Consider the following 22,621-nt stretch of genomic DNA (forward strand, 5'->3'; position numbering starts at 1 on the left):
AGGTTGGCGGCATGACTGGGGAACTACGACAGGCCCGGTGGGCCGTTTCGACCGTGTTCGCGGTGTGCGGGGCCGCGTTCGCGACCTGGCTGGCCCGCGTACCCGCCGTGCAGGCGCAGCTCGGGCTGAGTACCGGGCAGCTGGCCGTCGGGCTGTTCGGGCTCGCGATGGGGTCGGTGGTGGCGCTGCTGGGCGCCGGGGCGTTGATCACCAAGGTCGGCAGCCGGGGCGGGGTGCTGATCGGGGCGGTCGTGCTGTGCGGCGGGCTGCCGCTGGTCGCGTTCGCGCCGAACATGCCCGTCTTCGTCGCCGCGCTGGTGGTGCTGGGGGTCGGCAACAGCGTGCTCGACGTCTCGATGAACGCGCACGCCGCCAGGGTCGAGGAAGGCTACGGCCGCCCGATCTTCGCCGGGTTCCACGCGTTCTGGAACATCGGCGGGCTCGCCGGGTCCGGTGTGGACGCGGTGATGGAAGCCTGGCATGTCCCGGTGACCGTGCACTTCTCCACCGCGGGCGCGGTGCTGCTCGCCGTCGTGCTGTGGGCCGCGCTGACGCGGTTCCTCACCGGGGCCGACCGCGGTCAGGGTGAGGCGGCGTTCGCGTTGCCGAGCCGGGCGCTGATCACGCTCGGGGTGATCGCCTTCTGCGGGTTCGTGGCCGAGGGCGCGGTCAACAGCTGGAGCGCCGTCTACCTCACCGACGTCACCGGAGCCGTGCCCGCGCTCGCGTCGCTGGGCTACTTTTCCTTCTCCATCACCATGATCGCCGTGCGGCTGGTGGCCGACCGGCTCGTCGTGCGGTTCGGGACCGTGCGGTTCATCCAGGCGGTGACGGTGGTCGCCGTGCTGGGCTTCGGGGTGGTGCTGCTGGCGGCGAACCCGATCATGACGATCGTCGGGTTCGCCGTGGTCGGGCTCGGCGTCGCGGGCATCGTGCCGATCGCCTGGAGCGTCGCGAGCAAGAAGCAGCCCGACTCACCGGGCCAGGCCGTCGCCGCCGTCGCCGCTTGCGGCTACCTGGGTTTCCTCGTCGAACCCGTCATCATCGGCGCGCTCGCCAGTGGGATCGGGCTGCAGTGGGCGCTTTCGTCCGCGGTGGTGCTCACCGCGTGCGTCTTCTTCCTCGCGCCTGCCATGCGGGTGCGGGAACCGGTGCTAAGTGGTCACCATCGGAAGTCCTCCGGGGGTCTCGACGGCCCAGCTTCCCGCTGGACGCACGGCCGCAAGGCCCGAGTACAACCCGGTACGAGGGCCTCGCGGCCGCACGCCCAGCGGAAACCTGGATCCGCCGAATACCCCCGAAGGACTTCCGATGGCAACCACTAAGCGGCAGTCACGATGGGAATCGTCCGTAAGTCGGCCAGCCGGGTCGGCTCGACGACGATCGCCGTCGCGTTGTCCCGGCCACCGGCGCCGATCGCGGTCTCGACGAGGCCCGCCGCGCCCGCTTCCGGCATGGCGAGCACGTCGCGCATCGTGGTGAGGCTGAGTTGCTTGTGGACACCGTCGCTGGTCAGCACCAGCCCGCCGGTGGCCGCCACGGCCGTGCCGATCTCGTCGGGGCGCGTGGTGCGGACGCTGGTGGTGACCATGTGCTCCATGTGCGGCGCGGCTGGCTGGCCGTGGTCGCGGAAGTACTGGGCGAGCGTGTGGTCGTGGGTGACCTGGTGCAGCAGCACCCCGTCCCACGCGTAGGCCCGCACGTCGCCGACCCAGGCGACGTTGTAGCCGCCCTCGAACGGGACGGCGACGACGAGCACCGCGTCGCCCTTGCCGCCCAGCTCACGGACGGCGGCTTGGGCGGCGAGGACCGCGGCGACCGGGCCGTTCTCCGCCAGGCTCCGCGCCGCCGCGGAAGCGGCGACGCGGGCCGCCTGTGCCGCGGCCGGTGAGTCGCCGACGCCGTCGGCCAACGCGAAGGTGGCGCTCTGGCCATGCCTGGCGAAGGCGCCGACGGCGTCGGCGTTGATCGTGCGGGGGCCCCGTTCGCTCGCGGTGTGCCAGATCGGAGTGGAGTTCATGGGAGCCTCCTTCGCGCGGTTGCTTATTTACAGGATGCGCTCGAAAACTGAGATCATGCTGTGGATCAGCTGCCGATCAAGGTGTAGACGGTGGCGTTGCCCACGGTCTTGGCGCTGAAGTTGTCCGCCACCCAGTCCGCGATCTCGGTCGAGCCACGGCCGCCCATCCGGCCATCGTCGGCCACGAAGTACTTGATCTGGCCGTCGGCGACGTACTGCTTGAACTCGTCGAGGGTCGGCGCGGGGTCGCCGCCGCTCCAGCCGCCGATGCCGATCACGGCCTTGCCACTGGCCAGTTCCAGTGAAGCCGCCGACTGCGCGCCACTCGTCGCCGCGGCCCATTTCGTGGTCGTCGACGCCAGCAGCGCCGCGACTTCGCTCGACGACTGCTCGCGCTCGCCGCCGGGACCCATCGCGCTGGACGTCGGTCCCGAAGTCGGGATCGAGCCGTTGTGGGCGACCGACGCGGTTTCCACGGCGTAGGCGGCGGTGCCCAGGCCGAGCGTCAACACGGTCGCCGCGGCGGCGGCCGTCACCAGTTTGCGCACCGGCGGCAGGCCGACCGCGAGGAACGTCGACATCAGCAAACCCAGCACCAGCAGGGTCCAGCGCAGCAGCGGCAGCCAGTCCGTCGTCCGGTCGAGCAGGATGAAGTCCCAGACCGCCGTCACCGCGACCATGCTCGCCAGCACCACGCGCGCCGACATGTTGCGACGGCCCTGCCACAGCGCGCGGCCCGAGATCGCGACCACGGCGACGATCGACGGCGCCAGCGCGACCGCGTAGTACGGGTGCACGATGCCGCTCATGAGGCTGAACGTCAGGCCCGTCACCAGCAGCCAGCCGCCCCACAGGAGCAGTGCGGCGCGGGTGCGGTCGGTACGGGGCGCGCGCCGGGTGAACCACAGGCCCGCGATCAGGCCGATGATCGCGGCCGGGAGCAGCCAGGAGACCTCGGTGCCGAAACTGGCGCCGAACATCCGGCCCAGTCCCGACGAGCCGCCGAAGCCGACGTTCCCGTTCCCGCCGGGGCCGGCACCCGGCCCGCCGCCCTCGTTGCCGAGGATGCGGCTGAGTCCGTTGTAGCCCAACGCGAGTTCGAGCAGGCTGTTGTTCGTCGAGCCGCCGATGTACGGCCTGCTCGACGCCGGCCACAGCTCGACCAGCGCGATGTACCAGCCTGCCGAGACGATCATCGCGCCGAGCGCGCCCAGCAGATGCAGTATCCGCTTGCGCAGTGTCGTCGGTGCGGCGATCAGGTAGACGAGACCGAACGCGGGCAGCACCAGGAACGCCTGCATCATCTTCGTCAGGAAGGCGAATCCGATCGCGACACCGGCGAACGCCAGCCAGCGCGCGCTCGCTTTCTCCAGCGACCGCACCACGCAGTACGCGCCGACGATCAGCAGCAGGGTGAGCAGCGCGTCCGGATTGTTGAAGCGGAACATCAACGCCGCCACCGGTGTCAACGCGAGCCCGGCGCCCGCGAAGAGCCCGGCGACAGGACCGGAAGTTCGTTTGACGGTCGCGTACAGGACGCCGACCGAGGCGACGCCCATCAGCGCCTGCGGTGCCAGCACGGTGAAGCTGGAGAAGCCGAACAGCCGCGCGAACGCGACGGTCACCCACATCGCGGCTGGCGGCTTGTCGACGGTGACCACGTTGCCCGCGTCGAGCGAGCCGAACAGCCACGCTTTCCAGCTCTGCGTACCGGCCTGCACGGCGGCGGCGTAGAAACCGTTGCCGTAGCCGGAAGCGGTCAGGTTCCACAGGTACAGCGCGGCCGTCGCGGCCAGCAATCCGAGCACGGCCGGGCGTACCCAGCGCGGCGGGGACGGGGTCACGGTCACGGGTCCGGTCTTGGGTGCGTCGAGCACGGCGGTCATCTCAGTTCTCCTCGGCGGGCACGGTTTGGCGGCGGGGGTTGAACACCCAGCCGCGCAGCAGCAGGAACCGCAGCACGGTCGCGGCGAGGTTCGCCGCCACCAGCACGGAAAGTTCGAGCGCCAGCCCCGGCCGGGCGAGCGCGTGGAGCAAGGCGAGCGAGCCGCTGGTCAAGCCGAGCCCGAGGCCGAACACGATCAGGCCTTCGAACTGGTGCTTCCCGGCGCCGCGCTTGCCGCGGATGCCGAAGGTGAGACGGCGGTTGAGCGCGGTGTTGCCGATCGCGGTCACCAGCAGCGCCACCAGGTTGGCCGCCTGCGCGCCGCTGAAAGTGCGCAGCAGCAAGAAAAGCGCGAGATACGCCAGCGTGCTGAGCACGCCGACGGCCGCGAACCGGACCAGCTGGTTCGCGAGACTTGGGGAGACACCGGGGGTGCGCACGTCGATCGGGTCCCTTCCGAGCTGTTCGCGCAGCCTGCTGATCGGCACCTGACCGGTCACCGTCGCCCTGGTGAGTCGCGCGATGCCTTTGAGGTCGGCCTTGGCGGTCGCGACGATGTCCACAGAGGACTCGGGGTCGTCGACCCAGTCGACCGGGATTTCGTGGATCCGCAACCCGGAGCGCTGGGCGAGCACGAGCAGTTCGGTGTCGAAGAACCAGCCGGTGTCCTGCACGTGGGGGAGCAGCCGCTCGGCGACATCGGCGCGGATCGCCTTGAACCCGCACTGCGCGTCGCTGAACCTGGCGGCGAGCGTGCCGCGCAGAATCAGGTTGTAGCACCGGGAAATGAACTCGCGCTTGGGTCCGCGCACCACGCGGGCGCCCCGGGCGAGCCTGCTGCCGATGGCGAGGTCCGAGTGCCCGGAGATGAGCGGGGCGACCAGCGGGCCGAACGCGGCGAGATCTGTCGACAGGTCGACATCCATGTACGCGAGCACCGCCGCGTCCGAAGTGGACCAGACGGCATGCAGCGCGCGGCCACGGCCCTTCTCGGCCAGATGCCGGACCTCCACCTCGTCGAACTCGCGGGCGAGGCGTTCGGCGACACGCAAGGTCGCGTCGGTGCTCGCGTTGTCCGCGACCGTGATCCGGAACGGGTAAGGGAAATGGCCGTCGAGGTGCGCGTGCAGGCGGCGGATGCACGGCTCCAGATCGGTTTCCTCGTTGTGCACGGGGATCACGACATCAAGAACTGTGTCCACAGTGTGCACCGGGGCGGGGCGGCGGCTGGTCTGCGGGAGGGCTGTCATGGGTTCAGCTTCGGGCGTCCCGCTTTGGTCACCGTGTGGCTGACCTGTGCGCTCGCTGTGCTTCATGACAGGTCGTAGACGGTCACGCCGTCGACGGTCGTCGCGCTGAAGTTCGCCGCGACCCAGTCGGAGATCTGTTGTGCCACATCACTTCCGCTGTTCGCGCGCATGGTCATGCCATCGCCGAGGAAGTAGTGAACCTGTCCACTTCGGACATACTCTTGGAACTGCGCGAGCGTGGGATAGGCGTCGGTGCCGTTGAACCCGCCGATCGCCATCACCGGCAGTCCGGAGCCGAGCTGGAACCCGGCCGCGTTGTTGGAGCCGACCGTCGCGGCCACCCAGGTGTGGCGCGCATCGTCCTTTTTGAGCAGTGCGGTGAGCTTCTCGCCGGGCAACGAGGTGCCGAGCAGGCCGCCTGGACCACCACGCATGCCGCGGTCGTCGGCCGGGCCCGCCGACGGGATCGCGCCGGTGTGCGTCGAAGCGGCCGTCGCGACGGTGTACGCGCCGGTCCCGGCCAGTGTGGCAACCAAGGCGAGCACAGCGACACCTCGTTGCGCCGCAAGGGGAAGCTGCCCGCTGAAGAGAATGAGCACGGCCGCGGCGAGCCCGCCGAAGAGCACGACCGGGCCCAGCCATGGCAGCCAGCCGGACTGGCTTTCGAGTAGGAGGTAAGTCATCAACGTGGTCAGCGCGACGCCGCTCGCGAGCACGGCCACGGACATCATGTCGGCGCGGCGGCGCCAGAGCTGGGTCGCGCCGATCCCGACCAGCGCGGCGATCGCCGGAGCCAGCGCGATCGTGTAGTACGGATGGATGATGCCGCTCATGTAGCTGAACGTCGCGGCGGTGACCAGAAGCCAGCCACCCCAGAGCACGAGCGAGGCGCGGCCGGGATCGGTTCGGGGCGCTCGCCGGGTGAACCACAGCCCGGCGCCGAGCGCGACCAGTGCGGCAGGCAGCAGCCAAGCGATGCCGCCCGCCATCTCGGAACCGAAGAGCCTGCTCCAGCCGGTGGTGCCCCAGCTGCTCGGCCCGACACTGCCGGTCTCGTCACCGGTGATCCGGCCCAAACCGTTGTACCCCAACACGAGTTCGGTGAGGCTGTTGTCCTGCGAGCCACCGATGTACGGCCGGTCGTCCACCGGCCACAACGCGACGATCAGCAGATACCAGCCCGCCGAGACCACCATCGCGGCAAGCGCGCCGGTCAGGTGCAGCAGCCGCTTGCCCAGTGTCGCCGGCGCGGCGATCAGGTATGCGAGACCGAACGCGGGCAGGACGAGGAACGCCTGCAACATCTTCGCCAGGAACCCGAATCCGACCGCGACTCCGGCGAGCGCGAGCCAACGCGGACTCGCCTTTTCCAGCGCGCGGGTCACGCAGTACGCGCCCGCGACGAGCAGCAGCACCAGCAGCGCGTCGGGATTGTTGAAGCGGAACATCAGCGCCGCGGCAGGTGTCAACGCGAGCACCGCGCCGGCGAGCAGCGCCGCCGTCGGGCCCGAAACCCGTTTCACCGTCGCGTAAAGCAGCGCGACCGAGCCGACGCCCATCAGCGCCTGCGGCACGAGCATGCTCCAGGCGTTGACGCCGAACAGCCGAGCCGAAAGCCCGGTCACCCACAGCGCGGCGGGCGTTTTGTCGACGGTGATCGCGTTCGCCGCGTCGCTGGAGCCGAAGAACCAGGCCTTCCAGCTCTGCGCGCCCGCCTGTGACGCGGCCGAGTAGAACGCGTTGGCCCAGCCGGACGCGCCGAGGTCCCAGAGATAGAGGACGGCTGTCGCGGCGAGCAAGGCGAAGAACGCCGGACGGTGCCAGTCACGTGGGGGAGCGGGTGCCGTGCGCGCGATTTCGGTTTCGGGTTCGGCGAGAGCGGTCATGCGCTCAGCGTCACGAACGCGCCTGGGGTGTCGTTGTGGCGACGCTGTGGGAAAGCTGTGTGGGCAGCCGGACTTCGAATTCCGTGCGGCCCGGCCTGCTCGTCACGCCGACCGTGCCGCGGTGCGCGATCACCACGGCCGACACGATCGCCATGCCCAGCCCCGTGCTGCCCGCGACCCGCGACCGTGACGTGTCGCCGCGCGCGAACCGCTCGAACACCGTCGGCAGCAACGCGCGGTCGATGCCGGGGCCGTCGTCGGTCACCGTGAGCACGGCGCTGCCGTCGGCGGAGCGGGTCAGCGAGGTCGTGACGGTCGTGCCCGGCGGGGTGTGCACCCGGCCGTTGGACAGCAGGTTCGCCAGAATCTGGTGCAGCCGCAACGGATCGCCGAAGACGATCACCGGCTCGTCGGTCAGCCGCAGCCGCCAGATGTGCTCCGGCCCGGCGACATGCGCGTCGCTGACCGCGTCGACCACCATGCGCGAAAGATCGACCTCGCCGACCTCGAGCGGCTTGCCCGCGTCGAGCCTGGCGAGCAGCAGCAGATCCTCGACGAGCGTGGTCATCCTCGCGGCTTCGGATTCGATGCGGGACATGGCGTGCGCGATCTGGGGCGGCACCTGGTCGGTGCCGCGGCGGGTCAGCTCGGCGTACCCGCGGATGGCGGCGAGCGGCGTGCGCAGCTCATGGCTGGCGTCGGCGACGAACTGCCGGACCCGCTGCTCGCTCGCCTGCCGCGCGGCGAGCGCGTGGCCGATGTGCCCGAGCATGAGGTTCAGCGCGGAGCCGACCTGGCCGACCTCGGTCCGCGGATCGGTGTCGATCTCGGGCACCCGGATGGACAGCACCACGTCGCCCCGGTCGAGCGGCAGCTCGGCGACCCGGCTCGCCGTCACCGCGACCCGGTCGAGCGGCCGCAGTGTCCGCCGGATCGCGTAGGCGCCTGCGAAACCGGCGGCGGTCACCCCGGCCAGCGCGACGCCGAACAGGATGAGCCCGACCGTCCACAGTGTGTCCTGCGCGTTCTTCAACGGCAGGCCGGTGATCATCGCGCCGCCGTCGACCGGCAGCGCGATCAGCCGGTAGTCGCCGAGGTCGCCGAGCGCGCGGGTGTACGCGCGGCCGTCGACGGGCAGCCCGGCCAACCCGGCCTGCTGCTCCTGGTCGAGCAGCTCTTGTTGCCCGGTAAAGGAAATTCTCCCGGCGTTCTGCACGAGCCCGCCGAGGATGGTGAGGTTCAGCGTCCCGGCCGCCTGCCCCGGCGCGTCGAGCGGCATCTTGTCCGGCGGCCCGTGCTCGGTGAAATCCCGCGCCCGGTGCGCGGCCGCGTCGAGCTGATGGTCGATCTGGTCGAGCAGGAACCCCCGCAGCGCGAGTTCGCTCACCACCCCGATGATCAGGCAGACGAGCGCGAGCAGGCCGACGGTCGACGCGATGAGTTTCGCGCGCAGCGGCCTGCTCTTCATGGCCTCATGCTGAGACCGGCGGGTATGGGGCCGTTGTGCGCGACCTGTGAGACGCCTGTGCGCCTTGAGGCGTAGCCGGTGTCCTTCGGAAGGAGGAGGCGCCCGGTGTGTGGCCCCGCACATACTGGGAGTCACACACCGGGCACCGAACCACTAGGCGTTGGGATCGCAGTCGTAACCCTCGACGTAGGAGTTCCAGATGTTGTTCCAGGTTCCGACGAACTTCTCGGTCCCTGCCCCGACGCAGAATCGCTCATTGGCGGTGAACACCTTGGTCACCAGGATCTTCACACTGCGGCTCCCGCAATTGCGGTAGTAACCGTTGCCACTGTGCACGTGCAGCCCGCACGGGTCGTCCTGGACCGCCGCAGGCCCGGCGGGAGCCGGTGCGGCGGAAGCGCTCGCGGTGCCACCGACAAGCGCGGCGGCGGCGAAAGCCACCGGGATGACGGCGCGAGCAACCTTGTTCTTCAGCATGGATTCCCTCTCGTTTCCCCTGTGGAATTCCCTGAATGGGACTCTTCGATACTGGCACGCGCATTCTGGTGGTGACAATGGTTCATTGATTTGAATGATCGTTGATATTGATAGGGTCGACATTATTTCTGGGGGGAATGAAATGACCGCGGAACCCAGTTTTCATCAGCTCCGGCTCTTGCTGACGCTGGCAGAGGAGTTGCACTTCGGCCGTGCGGCGGCCCGGCTGTTCATCACCCAGCCCGCGCTGAGCCAGCAGATCGGCGCGCTCGAAAAGCGCTTGTCGCTCAAGCTGATCGACCGCACCACCCGTCGTGTCGCGCTCACGGACGCGGGTCACGCACTGCTGCTCGAAGCCAAAGAGGTGATCAACGCGATGGACCGCCTGCTCACCCAGGCTGGCAGGCGCCGCCATTCCGGCAAGGTCGTGATCGGCATGCTGGAAGGTGCGTTGGGACTCACCTCGACCAGGGCGGTACTCAAAGCGGTGAGAAACCACTGCCCGGATTTCACCTTCGATGTCCGGGTACTCGACCTCGTGGGTCAGCATCGATGTCTCGAAACCGGCGAGGTCGACGCGCTCTTCGGTTACCTGCCCGCGAAGGCAGGCGTCACCTCGCTGCCATTCGCCCACGAGCCGCGTCTCGCCTGCGTCTCCCGTGCCGCCCGGCTGGCATCCAGCCCGGAACTCACGCTCGCCGAGCTGAGCCGGGAGGCCGTCGTCGGCGTCTCACGCGAAGTTCCGCGAACATGGCGCGAGTTCTGGGCGGCCGACCCGCGCCCTGACGGCGCCGCGGTCCGCTACACCGGTCACGGCGTGACAAGCCTGGAGGCCATGCTCACGATCGTCGCGCTCGGCGAAGGGATCGCGTTCGTCCCGGCGGGCGTGCGTGACCTCTACCCACGCCCTGACGTGCGGTACCTGCCCGTGCTGGACATGTGGCCGTGCACGCCGGCATTACTGTGGCCGGAGGGCGCCGGCGACCTCCCCGGCGTGGCCGACCTGCGGATCGCGGCGGCTCAGGTGGCGGTGTGAAGAAAAGTCCCCGGTACCCGCAGGTCTTCGTGGAGGTAGAGCGCGCTGATGGCCGCGGGGTTGTCGGAGGCGCACACCTCGGCGAGTTCGTCGAGCAAGGCGTCGTAGTCCGGGCCGGTCTTACCGTCGTAGGCCTCGGTCATCCGGCCCCACTCGTCCCACGGCAACGTCTCGACGTTGTTGAGCGCGGCGAGATCCCGCACGGCGTTGCCCTGGATCTCGGCAGGCCCCCAGTTCTCGGTCCCGGGCACCCCGAACGTGGAAGCGTCGATCTCGCCACGCCGGTACGCGAGCCAGGCCTCGCCACCGGTGAGGAACTCGCCGGGCCGCAGATCGTGGAGCGTGGCGGGCAGGTCCTTCCCGAGATGTTCGGTGTCGATCCGGACCCAGCGCGTGCCGTCGTGGTACTCGGTCACCCAGTGGTCGAGTCCTTGCCCCGGCTCGAAATACGTCCCGAACCCGCAGCGCACGCGCGCGGCGAACCCGCGGTGGCGCAGCAGCGCGCAGCTCAGCAGTGAGAAGTCACGGCAAGTCCCGACGACCCGCTTCCCCGGCTCGCGCGCGACGGTCACCGGCGCCGGATCGAGTGCGAGCAGCTTGCCGATGATCGCGCTGACCGGCCGGATCTGGTTCTCCTCGAACCGTTCGGCCGGAACGCCCAGCGGCCGCGCGTCGTACGGCTGGATGACGAGGTGACGCGCGGGCGTGCAGATCCCGACCGGATCGTCGGGCACCGGCTCGATCACGCGCGGATCGACACCTTCGAGGCTGGTGAAGATCCCGGGGGACAGGTAGTCGATGACCGGCGCCATGCGCCCGACCTTAGCGTTTTCGCGCCCGGGCGCGGCTGAACCACACAAAGGCCACCCTTGTAACGCTGAGCGTGACATGGGCCCCCTTCGTCAAGTGCCCGCCACATTTGCCCTTCCGGGCGTTATTGACCGTAAGGGCAAACGTGGCGGGCGAGTGGAACCTTTGCTGCATCTGACGCAGCAGAGGTTCCACTCGCCCGTGGCAAGCCGGGGTCGTCGTGGGGGTCGTGAGTGGTACGGCCGGTTCTAACCGGTCTAAACACTCACGACCCCCGTCCTCGCCTGGCCAGATCGTGAACGAGGGGTTCCCCCGCTGCACCCAACGCAGCAGGGAAACCCCTCGTTCAGCCACTCATGGCACGTCCGGGCCTCGCGACGTGACCTCGTCAGCCAGACCGACGCACGCCATATTTGCCCTTCCCCTCAATAACCGCCCGGAACGCTCACGAGCCTGGGGCGCGGAACGATTCGATGTGCACGGCTTCGCCGGGGACTTCGTTGTCCGCCAGGGTCGTCCTGACCATCTCGACCAGCCGGGGCGGCGCGCACAGGAACCAGTCGTCCACCTTCGCCGGGTGCAGCCTGCCCTGCAGCAGAGCCCGGAACCGGGTCCCGTCCAGCTGCCCCCGCTGATACCGCTCGTGCGAGATCGCCAGCGCCTCGCCGATCGGGTCCAGCCGTCGCACCGGCCGGGTGCTGTGCAGGTCGGGGTCGCGCTCGTCGGTGCGGTAGTGCACGACGTGCAGCCGTCCCTCGAAGCGCTTGGCCAGCGCGGTGAGCTCGGCCGCGAACAGGGTCGAGGAGCCGGACCGGTTGACGTACAGCAGGGTCACCTTGCAATTGTCCTGAGTGGACAGTGCGTCGGCGACCACGGGAAGCACCGGCGCGATGCCGATGCCCGCGGCCACCGCGACGTAGCGCGGGGCGCGGCGTGCCGGTGAGCCGAGCACGAAGGCGCCGGACGGCGGCTGGACTTCCAATGTGTCGCCCGCGCGCAGCGCGGTGTTGGCGTAGGTCGAGAAGACGCCGCCGCCGACGTGCTTGATCGCCACGCGCAGACCCGGGCCCGCGCAGAGCGCGTACGTCCGCTGGACGCGCAGGCCCTCGACCGTGGCCTGGATCGTCACGTGCTGACCTGGTCGGCCTTCGAAAACCTCGCGCAGGTCTTCGGGAACCGCGAACGAGACCGCCACCGTGTCCGCGCTCAGGTGCCGCACCTCGGACACGGTCAACGGGAAGAAGTCGAGCGAACTCGGCTCGATGGGCTGCTCGGCGGTGTCGGCCAGCGAACCGGCCAATTGCCGCCATTGCCGATATTCCTCGGCGGACAGGTCGCGGCCCCACGCGGTCGTGATCGGCACGTTGTGCGCCAGGTAGGCCTCGCGGTTCGTGTTCCACGCGCGCAGGTAGCGGTAGAACGGGAGCGCGGGGTGGAGATGGTGCACCAGGTGATAGTTCTGGTACAGCATCAGCGGGGTCATCAGCCACTCCAGGCCGACGCGCACGCGGGCCAGCCCGAACCGGTCCTGCCTGCGGGTGGCGCCGAGTCCGTGGTGGGGGAGCCAGTCGAACCACCAGGCGAGCAGCGCCAGCCCGGCGCGCTGCGGGATCAGGTAGATCACCAGCAGCTCCCAGCCCCAGCCGGTCGCGATCAGCCCGCCGAAACCGGCCAGCGCGGTCAGCAGCACCGCGAAGGTCTCGAGCTGCTCGGCGGGCGGGCGGGTGGTGACGCGGGCGTTGTAGAAGCGGACGTACCAGGCGTCGATCGTGAGCCAGCGGAACGGGAGCGACCACCAGCTGCCCTGCGAGGTCCAGGCGTCCGGGTCGGTGCGGGAGTCCTCATTGGTGTTGCGGTGGTGCTCGAGGTGGATGAACCGGAGCATCGGGAACGACCCGTACGCCGCGACGAACAGCATCGACAGGCGGCCCAGCACCTCGTTCACCAGCGTGAACCGGCCTGCCGAGTGGTGTGCCGACTCGTGCAGCACGGTGAACATGGTGAACGAGACCAGGGTGTGCGCGGGGATCGTCACCCACAGCGGCGCGGCGTCGGCGAGCACCAGCCAGGTGGCGCCCGCCCAGACCAGGAGCGCTCCCAGGAAGAGCAGCACTGTAGGGCTGGCGACGAGCGGCAGCTGAATACGGGGGTTGGGCACCCCGCGAGCCAGTGATTCCCCAGTTCCCCTATTCGTGCGGGGAACATTCACTACGGCCATCGAAGCGGACTCCAGGGGGTCGTCAATCCCGGCTACGGCGCTGCAAGTTTTGCCACCGTAGACAATGGTCCCGCGGTTGTAAACTTCACCAACAAACTTGATCACAATGTAAACTTCGAGTTGTGGAGCCAGGTCCCCGATTCACCAAAACCGTTCGGTCACTGCTACGTGAGCGACTGCTCACCGCCGCGGCCGAGCTGACCTGCGCCGATGGCTGGGCCAACGTCACCATGGGCAAGGTCGCCGCGCGTGTCGGCGTCAGCAGGCAGACCGTTTATAAAGAACTGGGATCGAAACCGGAACTCGCCGAAGCTCTCATGCTCCGGGAAACCGACGGATTCGCCGTGGGCGTCTCGCAAACCCTTTCCGGCTATCCGGACGACGCCGTCGAAGGGGTCACCGCCGCATTCCAATACACACTGGAATCGGCTCGCGACAATCCGTTGCTGAAATCGGTACTCGCCGGCGGCCACGGCGGCGGCGACGATCTGCTCCCGCTGCTGACCACCCAGTCCGACCCGGTGCTCGCGCGCAGTGTCGGCGCCGTCGCCCCGATGCTCATGCGCCTCTATCCCGGCGTGGAACTGAGCGAAACCGAGTGGGAGATGGCCGTCGAGGCGTTCGTCCGGCTGCTGCTGAGCCACCTCGTGCAACCGGCGATGTCCATCCCGCACGCCACCGAGCAGATGCGCTGGGTGATCGGCCGCATGCTGCGGGCCTGACCCGTGAAAAGGGCTCACAACCCGCTGGCCTAGACTCGGACGGCCCGGTCAGGACGTGACCAGGGGACATCCCAAGCAGGATTGTTCAACCACACCATCTCGGCTCGAGGAGAATACGTTGAAGAGCACCGTCGAGCAGGTCAGCCCGACGCGAGTGAAGATCAATGTCGAGGTGCCGTTCGACGAGCTCAAACCGAACTTCGAGCGCGCCTACCGCAAGATCGCCCAGCAGGTCCGGATCCCGGGTTTCCGTCCCGGCAAGGCCCCCGCTCGTGTCCTGGAAAGCCGGATCGGTCGCGCCCCGGTGCTCGATGAGGTCGTCAACGAGGTCATCCCCGCCAAGTACATGGAGGCGGTGCGCGCGGGCGAGGTCCGCACGCTGGGCCAGCCCGAGTTCGACGTGACGAAGCTCGAGGACAAGGTCGTGCTCGAGTTCACCGCCGAGGTCGACGTGCGCCCCGAGATCGAGGTGCCCGACCTGGCCGGTGTCGAGATCAGCGTCGACGAGGTCGACCTGACCGACGCCGAGGTCGACGAGCAGCTCGACGAGCTGCGCGCCCGCTTCGGCACGCTGACCGGCGTCGAGCGCCCCGCCGAGAACGGCGACTTCGTCTCGATCGACCTCTCCGCCACCGTCGACGGCCAGGAGGTCGAGGACGCCTCGACCACCGGCCTGTCCTACGAGATCGGCTCCGGCCAGCTCGTCGACGGCATCGACGACGCCATCATCGGCGCCGCGGCAGGCGAGACCAAGACCTTCACCACCCAGCTGGTCGCCGGTGAGCACGCAGGCAAGGACGCCGAGGTCACCGTCGTCGTCCAGACCGTGAAGCAGCGCGAGCTGCCCGAGGCCGACGACGAGTTCGCCCAGCTGGCGAGCGAGTTCGACACCATCGACGAGCTCAAGGGCGACCTCCGCACCCGCCTGTCCCGCGTCAAGAAGATGCAGCAGGGCGTCCAGGCCCGTGACAAGGTCCTCGAGCTGCTGCTCGAGCGCACCGAGGTCCCGATCCCGGAGAAGGTCCTCGAGGGCGAGATCGAGAACCGCAAGCACGACGCGATCCACCAGTTCGACCACGACGAGGCCGCGTTCGCGCAGGCACTCGAGGCCGAGGGCAAGACCGTCGAGGAGTTCGACGCCGACGTCCGCGAGGAGTCGGAGAAGGCCGTCCGCACGCAGCTGCTGCTGGACACCATCGCCGACAACGAGAAGACCTCGGTCAACGACGGCGAGCTCACCGAGCGGATCATTTACCAGGCCCAGCGCTTCGGCATCAGCCCGGACGAGTACGTCCAGCGCGCCCAGCAGTCCGGCCAGCTCTCGGCGATCTTCGCCGACGTGCGCCGCGGCAAGGCGCTGGCCTCGGTCGTCCGCAAGGCCGCGATCGTCGACGCCGCCGGCGCGTCGGTCGACCTCAACGAGCTGTTCGGCGCCGACGAAACCCCTTCGGGTGAGGCGCAGGTCACCGAAGAGGCCGCCGCCACCACCGAAAGCTAAAGCTCTGAGCGAACTTGGGCGGTGTCAGGCATTCTGCACCGCCCAAGTTCGTTAGGGTCGTTGCAAGATCCTCAGATCTCCCAGAACGAAGCGGCGGCCCTCACTGGGGGCCGCCAGCGGCGAAAAGGCAGGCAGACGTGACGCAGCACATGCCCGAGGCGCGGTCGAGCACCGCCGGGCTCAACCTGACCGACTCGGTGTTCGAGCGGTTGCTCCAGGAGCGCATCGTGGTCCTCGGCTCCGAGGTCAACGACGAGGTCGCCAACCGGATCACCGCGCAGCTCCTGCTGCTCGACGCCGACGACTCCGAGTCGGACATCCGCTTCTACATCAACTCGCCTGGTGGCTCGGTGACCGCCGGTTTCGCCATCTACGACACGATGCAGCTCATCAAGCCCGACGTCGCCACCTACGCGATGGGCCTGGCGGCCTCGATGGGTCAGTTCTTGCTCTCTTCCGGCACCCCCGGCAAGCGCTACTCGCTGCCGCACGCGCGCATCCTGATGCACCAGCCGTCGGCTGGTGTCGGCGGCACCGCGTCGGACATCGCGATCCAGGCCGAGGTGTTCGGCAAGTGGAAGCAGGAGCTCGCCAAGATCACGGCCGAGCAGACCGGTCAGACGCTGGAGCAGATCGTCAAGGACGGCGACCGCGACCGCTGGTTCACCGCCCAGGAGGCGAAGGACTACGGGTTCGTCGACCACGTCCTGACCCGCGACCTGACAAACCCTGCCGCAGGTAACTGACGGACGCGAAGGCTTACAGGAGAAAAACATGAGCAGCTTCGAGCTTCCGCAGTCCCGGTACATCCTGCCCTCGTACGTCGAGCGCACCAGCTACGGGATCAAGGAATCCAACCCGTACAACAAGCTGTACGAGGAGCGCGTCATCTTCCTCGGCGTGCAGGTGGACGACGCGTCGGCCAACGACGTGATGGCCCAGCTCCTGCACCTCGAGCACGAGGACCCGGACCGCGACATCACCATCTACATCAACTCGCCCGGTGGTTCGTTCACCTCGCTGATGGCGATCTACGACACCATGCAGTTCGTCCGCCCGGACATCCAGACCGTCGCGCTCGGCCAGGCCGCCTCGGCCGCCGCCGTGCTGCTGGCGGCAGGCACCCCCGGCAAGCGCCTGGCGCTGCCGAACGCGCGGGTGCTCATCCACCAGCCGGCCACCGAGGGCACCTACGGGCAGGTTTCGGACCTGGAGATCCAGGCCAACGAGATCCAGCGCGTCCGTCGCCTGATGGAGACCACGCTGGCGAAGCACACCAACCGGGACCCGGACCAGGTCCGTGCGGACGTCGAACGCGACAAGATCCTCACGGCCGCGGAGGCCAAGGAATACGGGATCATCGACGAGGTGCTTCCGTATCGCAAAGCTTCTGCCAACTAAACGACCACTGAGCCGGTGCGTGTCGGGAGAAGACACGCACCGGCGTCACGGTCTAGGGTCTTTCGGGCACGGTAGGAACCTTGTTGGTGCTCCCGTCAGGCGCGCCGGACGGGTACCGTCAGTGGCAGCGCGTGAGTACCCTGTCAGGAAATCCATGACCGGGGCGAGCAGAGATCAGGTGCTGGGCACCGGAGGGGACAAGGTCAACGGCCATGGCACGGATCGGTGACGGCGGAGACCTACTGAAGTGTTCTTTCTGCGGGAAGAGCCAGAAGCAGGTGAAGAAGCTCATCGCCGGGCCCGGCGTGTACATCTGCGATGAGTGCATCGATCTCTGCAACGAGATCATCGAGGAAGAACTGGCCGAGGCCGGTGAGGTCAAGCTCGACGAGCTGCCCAAACCCGCCGACATCCACGAGTTCCTCGAGCAGTACATCATCGGTCAGGATGACGCCAAGCGGACCCTCGCGGTAGCGGTCTACAACCACTACAAGCGCATTCAGGCCGACGACAAGGCGGGCCCGAAGGACTCCAAGGAGGAGCCCGTCGAGCTGGCCAAGTCGAACATCCTGATGCTCGGACCGACCGGATGCGGCAAGACTTACCTGGCGCAGACACTCGCGAAATTGCTCAATGTCCCCTTCGCGATCGCGGACGCCACGGCGCTCACCGAGGCCGGGTACGTCGGTGAGGATGTCGAGAACATCCTCCTCAAGCTGATCCAGGCGGCCGACTACGACGTCAAGCGCGCCGAGACCGGCATCATCTACATCGACGAGGTCGACAAGATCGCCCGCAAGAGCGAGAACCCGTCGATCACCCGCGATGTGTCCGGTGAGGGCGTGCAGCAGGCGCTGCTGAAGATCCTCGAAGGCACCACCGCCTCGGTGCCGCCGCAGGGCGGCCGCAAGCACCCGCACCAGGAGTTCATCCAGATCGACACGACGAACGTGCTGTTCATCGTGGCCGGTGCGTTCGCGGGCCTGGAGAAGATCATCAACGAGCGCGTCGGCAAGCGCGGCCTCGGCTTCGGTGCGGAGATCCGCACCAAGGCCGAGATCGACGAGAGCGACGTCTTCTCCGACACCATGCCGGAGGACCTGATCAAGTTCGGGCTCATCCCCGAGTTCATCGGTCGTCTCCCGGTCGTGGCCAGCGTGACCCACCTCGACAAGACCTCTCTTGTGTCGATCTTGACCGAGCCGCGCAACGCGCTGGTCAAGCAGTACAAGAAGCTCTTCGAGATGGACAACGTCGAGCTGGAGTTCACCAAGACCGCGCTCGAGGCCATCGCCGACCAGGCCGTGCTCCGCGGCACCGGCGCCCGTGGCCTGCGCGCGATCCTCGAAGAGGTGCTGCAGCCGGTCATGTACGACATCCCCAGCCGGGATGACGTGGCCAAGGTCGTGATCACCGAGCAGACCGTCCGGGAGAACGTCAACCCGACCATCGTGTCGCGGCAGCCGTCCCGCCGGACCCGCAGTGAGCGTGGCGAGAAGTCGGCATAGTGGTCCAGCAGAACTTGTCAGAAGAGGTTCCGGGCATCACGGAGCTCTCGCAGCGCGTCGTCACGGCGACGTACCACCGTTATCCCAAGCTGCACCGGGTACTGACGATCGTGCTCATCGTGCTGGCGGTGACCTGCCTGGTCGCGGTCGTCGTCCGGTTCTCGGTGCTGCCCTTGATGCCGCTGCCGTTCCTCGCCTTCGCCTGGTATGCGCTGGGTCGCATGCGGGCGAAGGCCGAGGACGACCGCGGCCTGCTCGTCTGGACGTCGTGGTTCCTCGCGGGCACCCTCGTCGGCTTCTGGCTGATGTCGGTCGCCGCGCGGTGGCTGGAGATCGCCACCAGCGGCTCCAGCTGACTCAGTCGGCCTTGGGAACGTGCTTCCCGAGGAAACTGACCAGGCTGGGCACCACGGTCCGGTTGAACCCGTCGCCGTGCCTGCCCCGCGCCGTGTGCGCCACGGCGGGGTGGGCCTCGGTGATGTACTTGCGGACGCCACCGATGAAGTCGTCCTCGGTGCCGCAGTAGATGGCCGTCGGGATGCCGCGCAGCGCCGCGATGTTCTTCAGCGGGTCCATCGACGCCCAGTCCGCGGCGTCACGGAACGCCTTGCGCTTGCTCATCTCGGACCAGGACGTCATCAGCGCGGGCGCCAGCGCCGCCACGGCGGCGGGCGGGTCACGGCGTTCGACCCGGCGCCTGGCGTAGAGCATCGCCCCGAAGCCGCCCATGGACAGGCCCGCGCAGGCGAACGGCTTGCCGTCGGTGCCGCCGAGGCCGCGTTCGGCCAGCCAGCGTGGCACCTCTTCCAGCAGCATGGCCATCGGGTTGTCGCCGGGGTGGGCCTCGTGCCAGTAGTTGTCGCCGCCGTCGACCGCGACGAACCCGAACGCGGGCACCGCGCGGCGGGAGACCTCACCGCTGAGCTGCTTGAGCAGGCCGGTGGGGGCGGCGTGGCGCGCGTTGCCGCGCAGGCCGTGCAGCATCAGCGACATGGGCAGTCCGGGAGCCGGTGACTTCGACGGCAGCATGGTCAGCAACTCGATCTCGCGGTTGCGCGCGGCCGAGAACACCCGCTCGATGCGCACGACGCCCGGCTGGGCGGTCGGCGTCGGCGAGGTCACGCCCGCCGCACGCTGCAGCGCGGGGCTGAACGGCAGCCGCCCGGTCGCCGAGCCGGCGGCGAGGCCGGTTACAGCGAGTCCCGAAGCGCCTGCGATCAGCACCGAGCGGCGGCTGATCCAGCGGCGTGCCGAAGCGCGCTTGCCGCCCTTGTCGTCCCCCGTGTCCACCTGGTCCCCTCTCCAAGATCCCTCACCAGGTCAGACGCATGACACCCGCCCCCGCGTTGCGTCTGTGACCGACCTTTCACCTCACATCGTCAGATTGCCCTCCGGCGTTTCCGTTCGCCGTGCGCCAAGTGTCCACCGCCACCCTCTGCGACCGCGCGGCCGACTCCGGAGTGTCACCCAGTCCTACCGCGAGAGTCACACCAAGGGGTAAAAGGACTTGATTCACGCCCGCGTTGTGGTCTCCGAAGTGGCCGGCGATCTCCAGGGTCACGTAGCCGTGCACGCCGCTCCAGAGCTGCGCGGCCACTTCGACGGCTTCCGCTTGGCGGAATCGCCCGGCCGCGATGGCGCGTGCGGAGGCGTCCACAATGTGCGAAAAGGCCTCGCGGCCTTCTTTTGAATTGGCATCTGTCAGGTCGGTGACCCGCTTGGTGGAGGCCCGCTTGCCACCTGGTGCGGACAGCCCGAAGGTGACCGCGTACAGCTGCGGATTCTCTACAACAGTGTGTCGGTACGCATAAGCTTTGACGAAGATGTCGGCGACCGGGTCGTCGGCGGGTGGTATCCGGCCGAGGTTGTCGCTCAGGCGCCGGAAACCCTCGCGTGCCACCGCCTCGACGAGCTCGCCCATGCCGCCGAAATGGGTGTAGACGGCCATGGTCGACGCGCCGACGTCGGCGGCCACCTTGCGCGCTTGCAGTGCTTCGGGCCCGCCCTCGGCCAGCAGGTGGATGGCGGCGTCGACCAGTCGGCCGCGGATGTCATCGGCTGTCACGTTTGCCAGTATCCCATAACTCTGTTATACCTAGGACATAACCAAGTTATGCCAGCTAGGGGAGCATGTCATGGGGCACAAGTACCTTGAGGGCAACTACGCACCCGTTGCCAAGGAGCACACGATCACCGAGCTGGCCGTGACCGGCTCGATCCCGGAGTACCTCGACGGGCGTTACCTGCGGAACGGGCCGAACCCGCTGTCCGAGGTCGACCCGGCCACCTACAACTGGTTCATGGGCGACGGCATGGTCCACGGCGTCCGCCTGCGCGACGGCAAGGCGCAGTGGTACCGCAACCGCTGGGTCCGCAACCCGAAGGTCGCCGAAGCGCTCGGCGAGACCCCGCACGGCCGCGATCACCGCGCCGGCATGGACTCGCTCGGCGCGAACACCAACGTCATCTCCCACGCGGGCAAGACGCTCGCGCTGGTCGAAGGTGGCGTCGCCAACTACGAGCTGACCGACGAGCTCGACACGGTCGGCCCGTGCGACTTCGACGGCACGCTGCCCGGCGGCTACACCGCCCACCCGAAGCGAGACCCGCGCACCGGCGAGCTGCACGCCGTCTCGTACTTCTTCGGGCGCGGCAACCGCGTCCAGTACTCGGTGATCGACACGAACGGCCGCGCCCGCCGCACGGTCGACATCGAGGTCACCGGCTCGCCGATGATGCACGACTTCTCGCTGACGGAGAACCACGTCGTCTTCTACGACCTGCCCGTGGTTTTCGACGCCGGTCAGGGCGTCGAGGCGACCGTGCCGAAGCTGCTGCGCACGCCGGCCAAGCTCGTGGTCTCGGCCGTCATCGGCAAGGTGCGCGTGCCCGACCCGATCACCGCCATGCTCGGCGACTCGCTCGGCTCCAACGGCCGCTTCCCGTACAGCTGGAAGCAGTCCTACCCGGCCCGCATCGGCGTCATGCCGCGCGAGGGTTCCGCTTCGGACGTCCGCTGGTTCGACGTCGAGCCCTGCTACGTCTTCCACCCGATGAACGCCTACGACGACGGCGACAAGATCGTCCTCGACGTCATCCGCCACCCGAAGATGTTCGACCGCGACCACACCGGCCCCAACGAGGGCCCGCCCACCCTCGACCGATGGACCGTCGACCTCGCGGCGGGCAAGGTCATCGAAGAGCGCCTCGACGACCGCGGCCAGGAGTTCCCCCGCGTCGACGAGCGCCTGGTCGGCTCACGCCACCGCTACGGCTACTCGGTCGGCCAATGCCCATCGCGCGGCCCGGCGCTGTTCAAGCACGACCTCGAGCGCGTGACCTCCGAGGTCCGCACCTTCGGCAAGGGCTGCGAGCCAGGCGAGTTCGTCTTCGTCCCGTCCAGCCCGGACGCCGGCGAGGACGAAGGCGTGCTGATGGGCTTCGTCTACGACCCGGCCACCCAGCGCAGCGACCTGACCCTGCTCGACGCCGGCTCACTCGACCAGGTCGGCGCCATCCACCTGCCCGACCGCGTACCCGAGGGCTTCCACGGCAACTGGGCCCCGACGGAGTAACCCGTCGTGAGTGGTATGACCGGTTCTAACCGGCCGTACCACTCACGACGCGGGCGTCGCCGGTGTAGAGGTTCATGCTGTCGCCGCGAAGGAAGCCGATCAGCGTCATTCCGTTGTCCTCGGCCAATTCCACGGCCAGCGACGAAGGCGCCGAGACGGCCGCGAGCAACGGGATCCCCGCCATGGCGGCCTTTTGCACCAGCTCGAACGACGCGCGGCTCGACACCAGCAGCCCGGTTTCCCCCAGCGGGACCCGGTTTTCCAGCAGCGCCCACCCGAGCACCTTGTCGACGGCGTTGTGCCGTCCCACGTCTTCACGCACCACCAGCAGCGAACCGTCGGCGGCGAACAACGCCGCCGCGTGCAGCCCACCGGTCTGCGCGAACACCTTTTGCCGCGCCCGCAAGGCTTCCGGCAAACCCGCCAGCACCTCGGTCGTCACCGCGAACCCCGACGCCGCCGTGTCGAACCGCGTCTTGAGCTTCACCGCGTCCAGCGCGGCCTTCCCGCACACCCCACACGAGGACGTCGTGTAGAAGTTCCGCTCGACGCCGGCGTCCGGCGGCGCGACCCCGTCGGCCAGCGCGACGTCGAGCACGTTGTAGGTGTTGCGCCCTTGATCGTCGACGCCATCGCAGTACCGCGCGGTCGTGACGTCCTCGAGCGAGCCGATGACCCCCTCGGTCAGCAGGAAGCCATGCGCCAGTTCGATGTCGTTCCCCGGCGTCCGCATGGTCACCGCGAGTGGCTTCCCGCCGACCCGCAGCTCCATCGGCTCCTCGGCGGCCAGCGAGTCAGGACGCCGCCGTTCCCCGTTCGCGGACAGCATCCGCACTGGTCGACGTACCGTCACCCTGCCCACTAACC

At 68.5% G+C, this 22,621-nt stretch carries 20 protein-coding genes; 9 read left to right on the forward strand and 11 right to left on the reverse strand.

Annotated elements, in window-relative coordinates:
• Positions 1–11: 11 nt before the first annotated feature.
• Positions 12–1,325 carry an MFS transporter gene (locus AB5J62_RS09415; RefSeq protein ID WP_370947755.1) on the forward strand — a complete coding sequence of 438 codons (1,314 nt, stop codon included), beginning with the start codon at positions 12–14 and terminating at the stop codon, positions 1,323–1,325.
• Here the strand turns inward: AB5J62_RS09415 and AB5J62_RS09420 are convergent.
• The 6 genes from AB5J62_RS09420 to AB5J62_RS09445 all read right to left on the reverse strand — a co-directional run bounded on the left by AB5J62_RS09420 (position 1,322) and on the right by AB5J62_RS09445 (position 8,986).
• Positions 1,322–2,020 (reverse strand): PP2C family serine/threonine-protein phosphatase, encoded by a 699-nt coding sequence (locus AB5J62_RS09420; protein ID WP_370947756.1) that lies wholly within the window; start codon positions 2,018–2,020, stop codon positions 1,322–1,324. The genes AB5J62_RS09415 and AB5J62_RS09420 overlap by 4 nt on opposite strands.
• A 65-nt stretch (positions 2,021–2,085) precedes the next feature.
• The gene (locus tag AB5J62_RS09425; RefSeq protein WP_370947757.1) at positions 2,086–3,906 is read right to left on the reverse strand and encodes an ArnT family glycosyltransferase; all 1,821 of its coding nucleotides are present in this window, start codon (positions 3,904–3,906) and stop codon (positions 2,086–2,088) included.
• Position 3,907: 1 nt separating this feature from the next.
• Positions 3,908–5,155 carry a glycosyltransferase gene (locus tag AB5J62_RS09430; protein WP_370947758.1) on the reverse strand — a complete coding sequence of 416 codons (1,248 nt, stop codon included), beginning with the start codon at positions 5,153–5,155 and terminating at the stop codon, positions 3,908–3,910.
• 62 nt (positions 5,156–5,217) lie between these two features.
• Entirely contained in the window at positions 5,218–7,041 is a 1,824-nt protein-coding gene (locus AB5J62_RS09435) for a glycosyltransferase family 39 protein (protein ID WP_370947759.1), read from the reverse strand.
• A gap of 10 nt (positions 7,042–7,051) precedes the next feature.
• Positions 7,052–8,509, reverse strand: a complete 1,458-nt coding sequence (locus tag AB5J62_RS09440) for a sensor histidine kinase (protein ID WP_370947760.1) — start codon at positions 8,507–8,509, stop codon at positions 7,052–7,054.
• A gap of 153 nt (positions 8,510–8,662) precedes the next feature.
• Positions 8,663–8,986 (reverse strand): DUF6355 family natural product biosynthesis protein, encoded by a 324-nt coding sequence (locus AB5J62_RS09445; RefSeq protein ID WP_370947761.1) that lies wholly within the window; start codon positions 8,984–8,986, stop codon positions 8,663–8,665.
• Positions 8,987–9,128: 142 nt separating this feature from the next.
• On the opposite strand from AB5J62_RS09445, the gene AB5J62_RS09450 reads away from it, so the two are divergent.
• Complete coding sequence (locus AB5J62_RS09450; protein WP_370947762.1) at positions 9,129–10,022, forward strand: LysR family transcriptional regulator; 894 nt, start codon at positions 9,129–9,131, stop codon at positions 10,020–10,022.
• On the opposite strand, the gene AB5J62_RS09455 is transcribed toward AB5J62_RS09450, so the two are convergent.
• Positions 10,007–10,834, reverse strand: coding sequence for a transglutaminase-like domain-containing protein (locus AB5J62_RS09455; RefSeq protein ID WP_370947763.1), 828 nt, complete (start codon positions 10,832–10,834; stop codon positions 10,007–10,009). The two genes, AB5J62_RS09450 and AB5J62_RS09455, sit on opposite strands and share 16 nt — an antisense overlap.
• Positions 10,835–11,277: 443 nt before the next feature.
• Positions 11,278–13,050 (reverse strand): fatty acid desaturase, encoded by a 1,773-nt coding sequence (locus AB5J62_RS09460; protein ID WP_370947764.1) that lies wholly within the window; start codon positions 13,048–13,050, stop codon positions 11,278–11,280.
• A gap of 122 nt (positions 13,051–13,172) precedes the next feature.
• Here AB5J62_RS09460 and AB5J62_RS09465 point away from each other — a divergent pair, with 122 nt between their 5' ends.
• From AB5J62_RS09465 to AB5J62_RS09490, 6 genes are all read left to right on the forward strand, one after another.
• Entirely contained in the window at positions 13,173–13,772 is a 600-nt protein-coding gene (locus tag AB5J62_RS09465; protein ID WP_370947765.1) for a TetR family transcriptional regulator, read from the forward strand.
• A gap of 118 nt (positions 13,773–13,890) precedes the next feature.
• Positions 13,891–15,270, forward strand: a complete 1,380-nt coding sequence (gene tig / locus AB5J62_RS09470; RefSeq protein WP_370947766.1) for a trigger factor — start codon at positions 13,891–13,893, stop codon at positions 15,268–15,270.
• A 137-nt stretch (positions 15,271–15,407) separates the two neighbouring features.
• Positions 15,408–16,016, forward strand: a complete 609-nt coding sequence (locus tag AB5J62_RS09475; protein ID WP_370947767.1) for a ClpP family protease — start codon at positions 15,408–15,410, stop codon at positions 16,014–16,016.
• Positions 16,017–16,044: 28 nt separating this feature from the next.
• Entirely contained in the window at positions 16,045–16,671 is a 627-nt protein-coding gene (locus tag AB5J62_RS09480) for an ATP-dependent Clp protease proteolytic subunit (protein WP_370947768.1), read from the forward strand.
• Between the two features lie 212 nt (positions 16,672–16,883).
• Entirely contained in the window at positions 16,884–18,179 is a 1,296-nt protein-coding gene (gene clpX, locus AB5J62_RS09485) for an ATP-dependent Clp protease ATP-binding subunit ClpX (RefSeq protein ID WP_370947769.1), read from the forward strand.
• A complete protein-coding gene (locus AB5J62_RS09490; RefSeq protein WP_370947770.1) occupies positions 18,179–18,535 on the forward strand; it encodes a hypothetical protein in 357 nt (118 codons plus the stop codon). Before clpX ends, AB5J62_RS09490 begins: the two co-directional genes overlap by 1 nt.
• 1 nt (position 18,536) lies before the next feature.
• On the opposite strand, the gene AB5J62_RS09495 is transcribed toward AB5J62_RS09490, so the two are convergent.
• Positions 18,537–19,469: an alpha/beta hydrolase gene (locus AB5J62_RS09495; protein ID WP_370947771.1), complete on the reverse strand. Its 933-nt coding sequence runs from the start codon at positions 19,467–19,469 to the stop codon at positions 18,537–18,539.
• A gap of 76 nt (positions 19,470–19,545) precedes the next feature.
• Positions 19,546–20,244 (reverse strand): TetR/AcrR family transcriptional regulator, encoded by a 699-nt coding sequence (locus tag AB5J62_RS09500; protein WP_370947772.1) that lies wholly within the window; start codon positions 20,242–20,244, stop codon positions 19,546–19,548.
• Positions 20,245–20,314: 70 nt separating this feature from the next.
• On the opposite strand from AB5J62_RS09500, the gene AB5J62_RS09505 reads away from it, so the two are divergent.
• The gene (locus tag AB5J62_RS09505) at positions 20,315–21,754 is read left to right on the forward strand and encodes a carotenoid oxygenase family protein (protein ID WP_370947773.1); all 1,440 of its coding nucleotides are present in this window, start codon (positions 20,315–20,317) and stop codon (positions 21,752–21,754) included.
• A gap of 25 nt (positions 21,755–21,779) precedes the next feature.
• On the opposite strand, the gene fdhD is transcribed toward AB5J62_RS09505, so the two are convergent.
• On the reverse strand, positions 21,780–22,616 hold the full coding sequence (gene fdhD / locus AB5J62_RS09510) for a formate dehydrogenase accessory sulfurtransferase FdhD (RefSeq protein ID WP_370947774.1): 837 nt from the start codon (positions 22,614–22,616) through the stop codon (positions 21,780–21,782).
• Positions 22,617–22,621: the final 5 nt, after the last annotated feature.

Origin of the sequence: Amycolatopsis sp. cg5 (genome assembly GCF_041346955.1) — a bacterium.
GTDB lineage: Bacteria > Actinomycetota > Actinomycetes > Mycobacteriales > Pseudonocardiaceae > Amycolatopsis.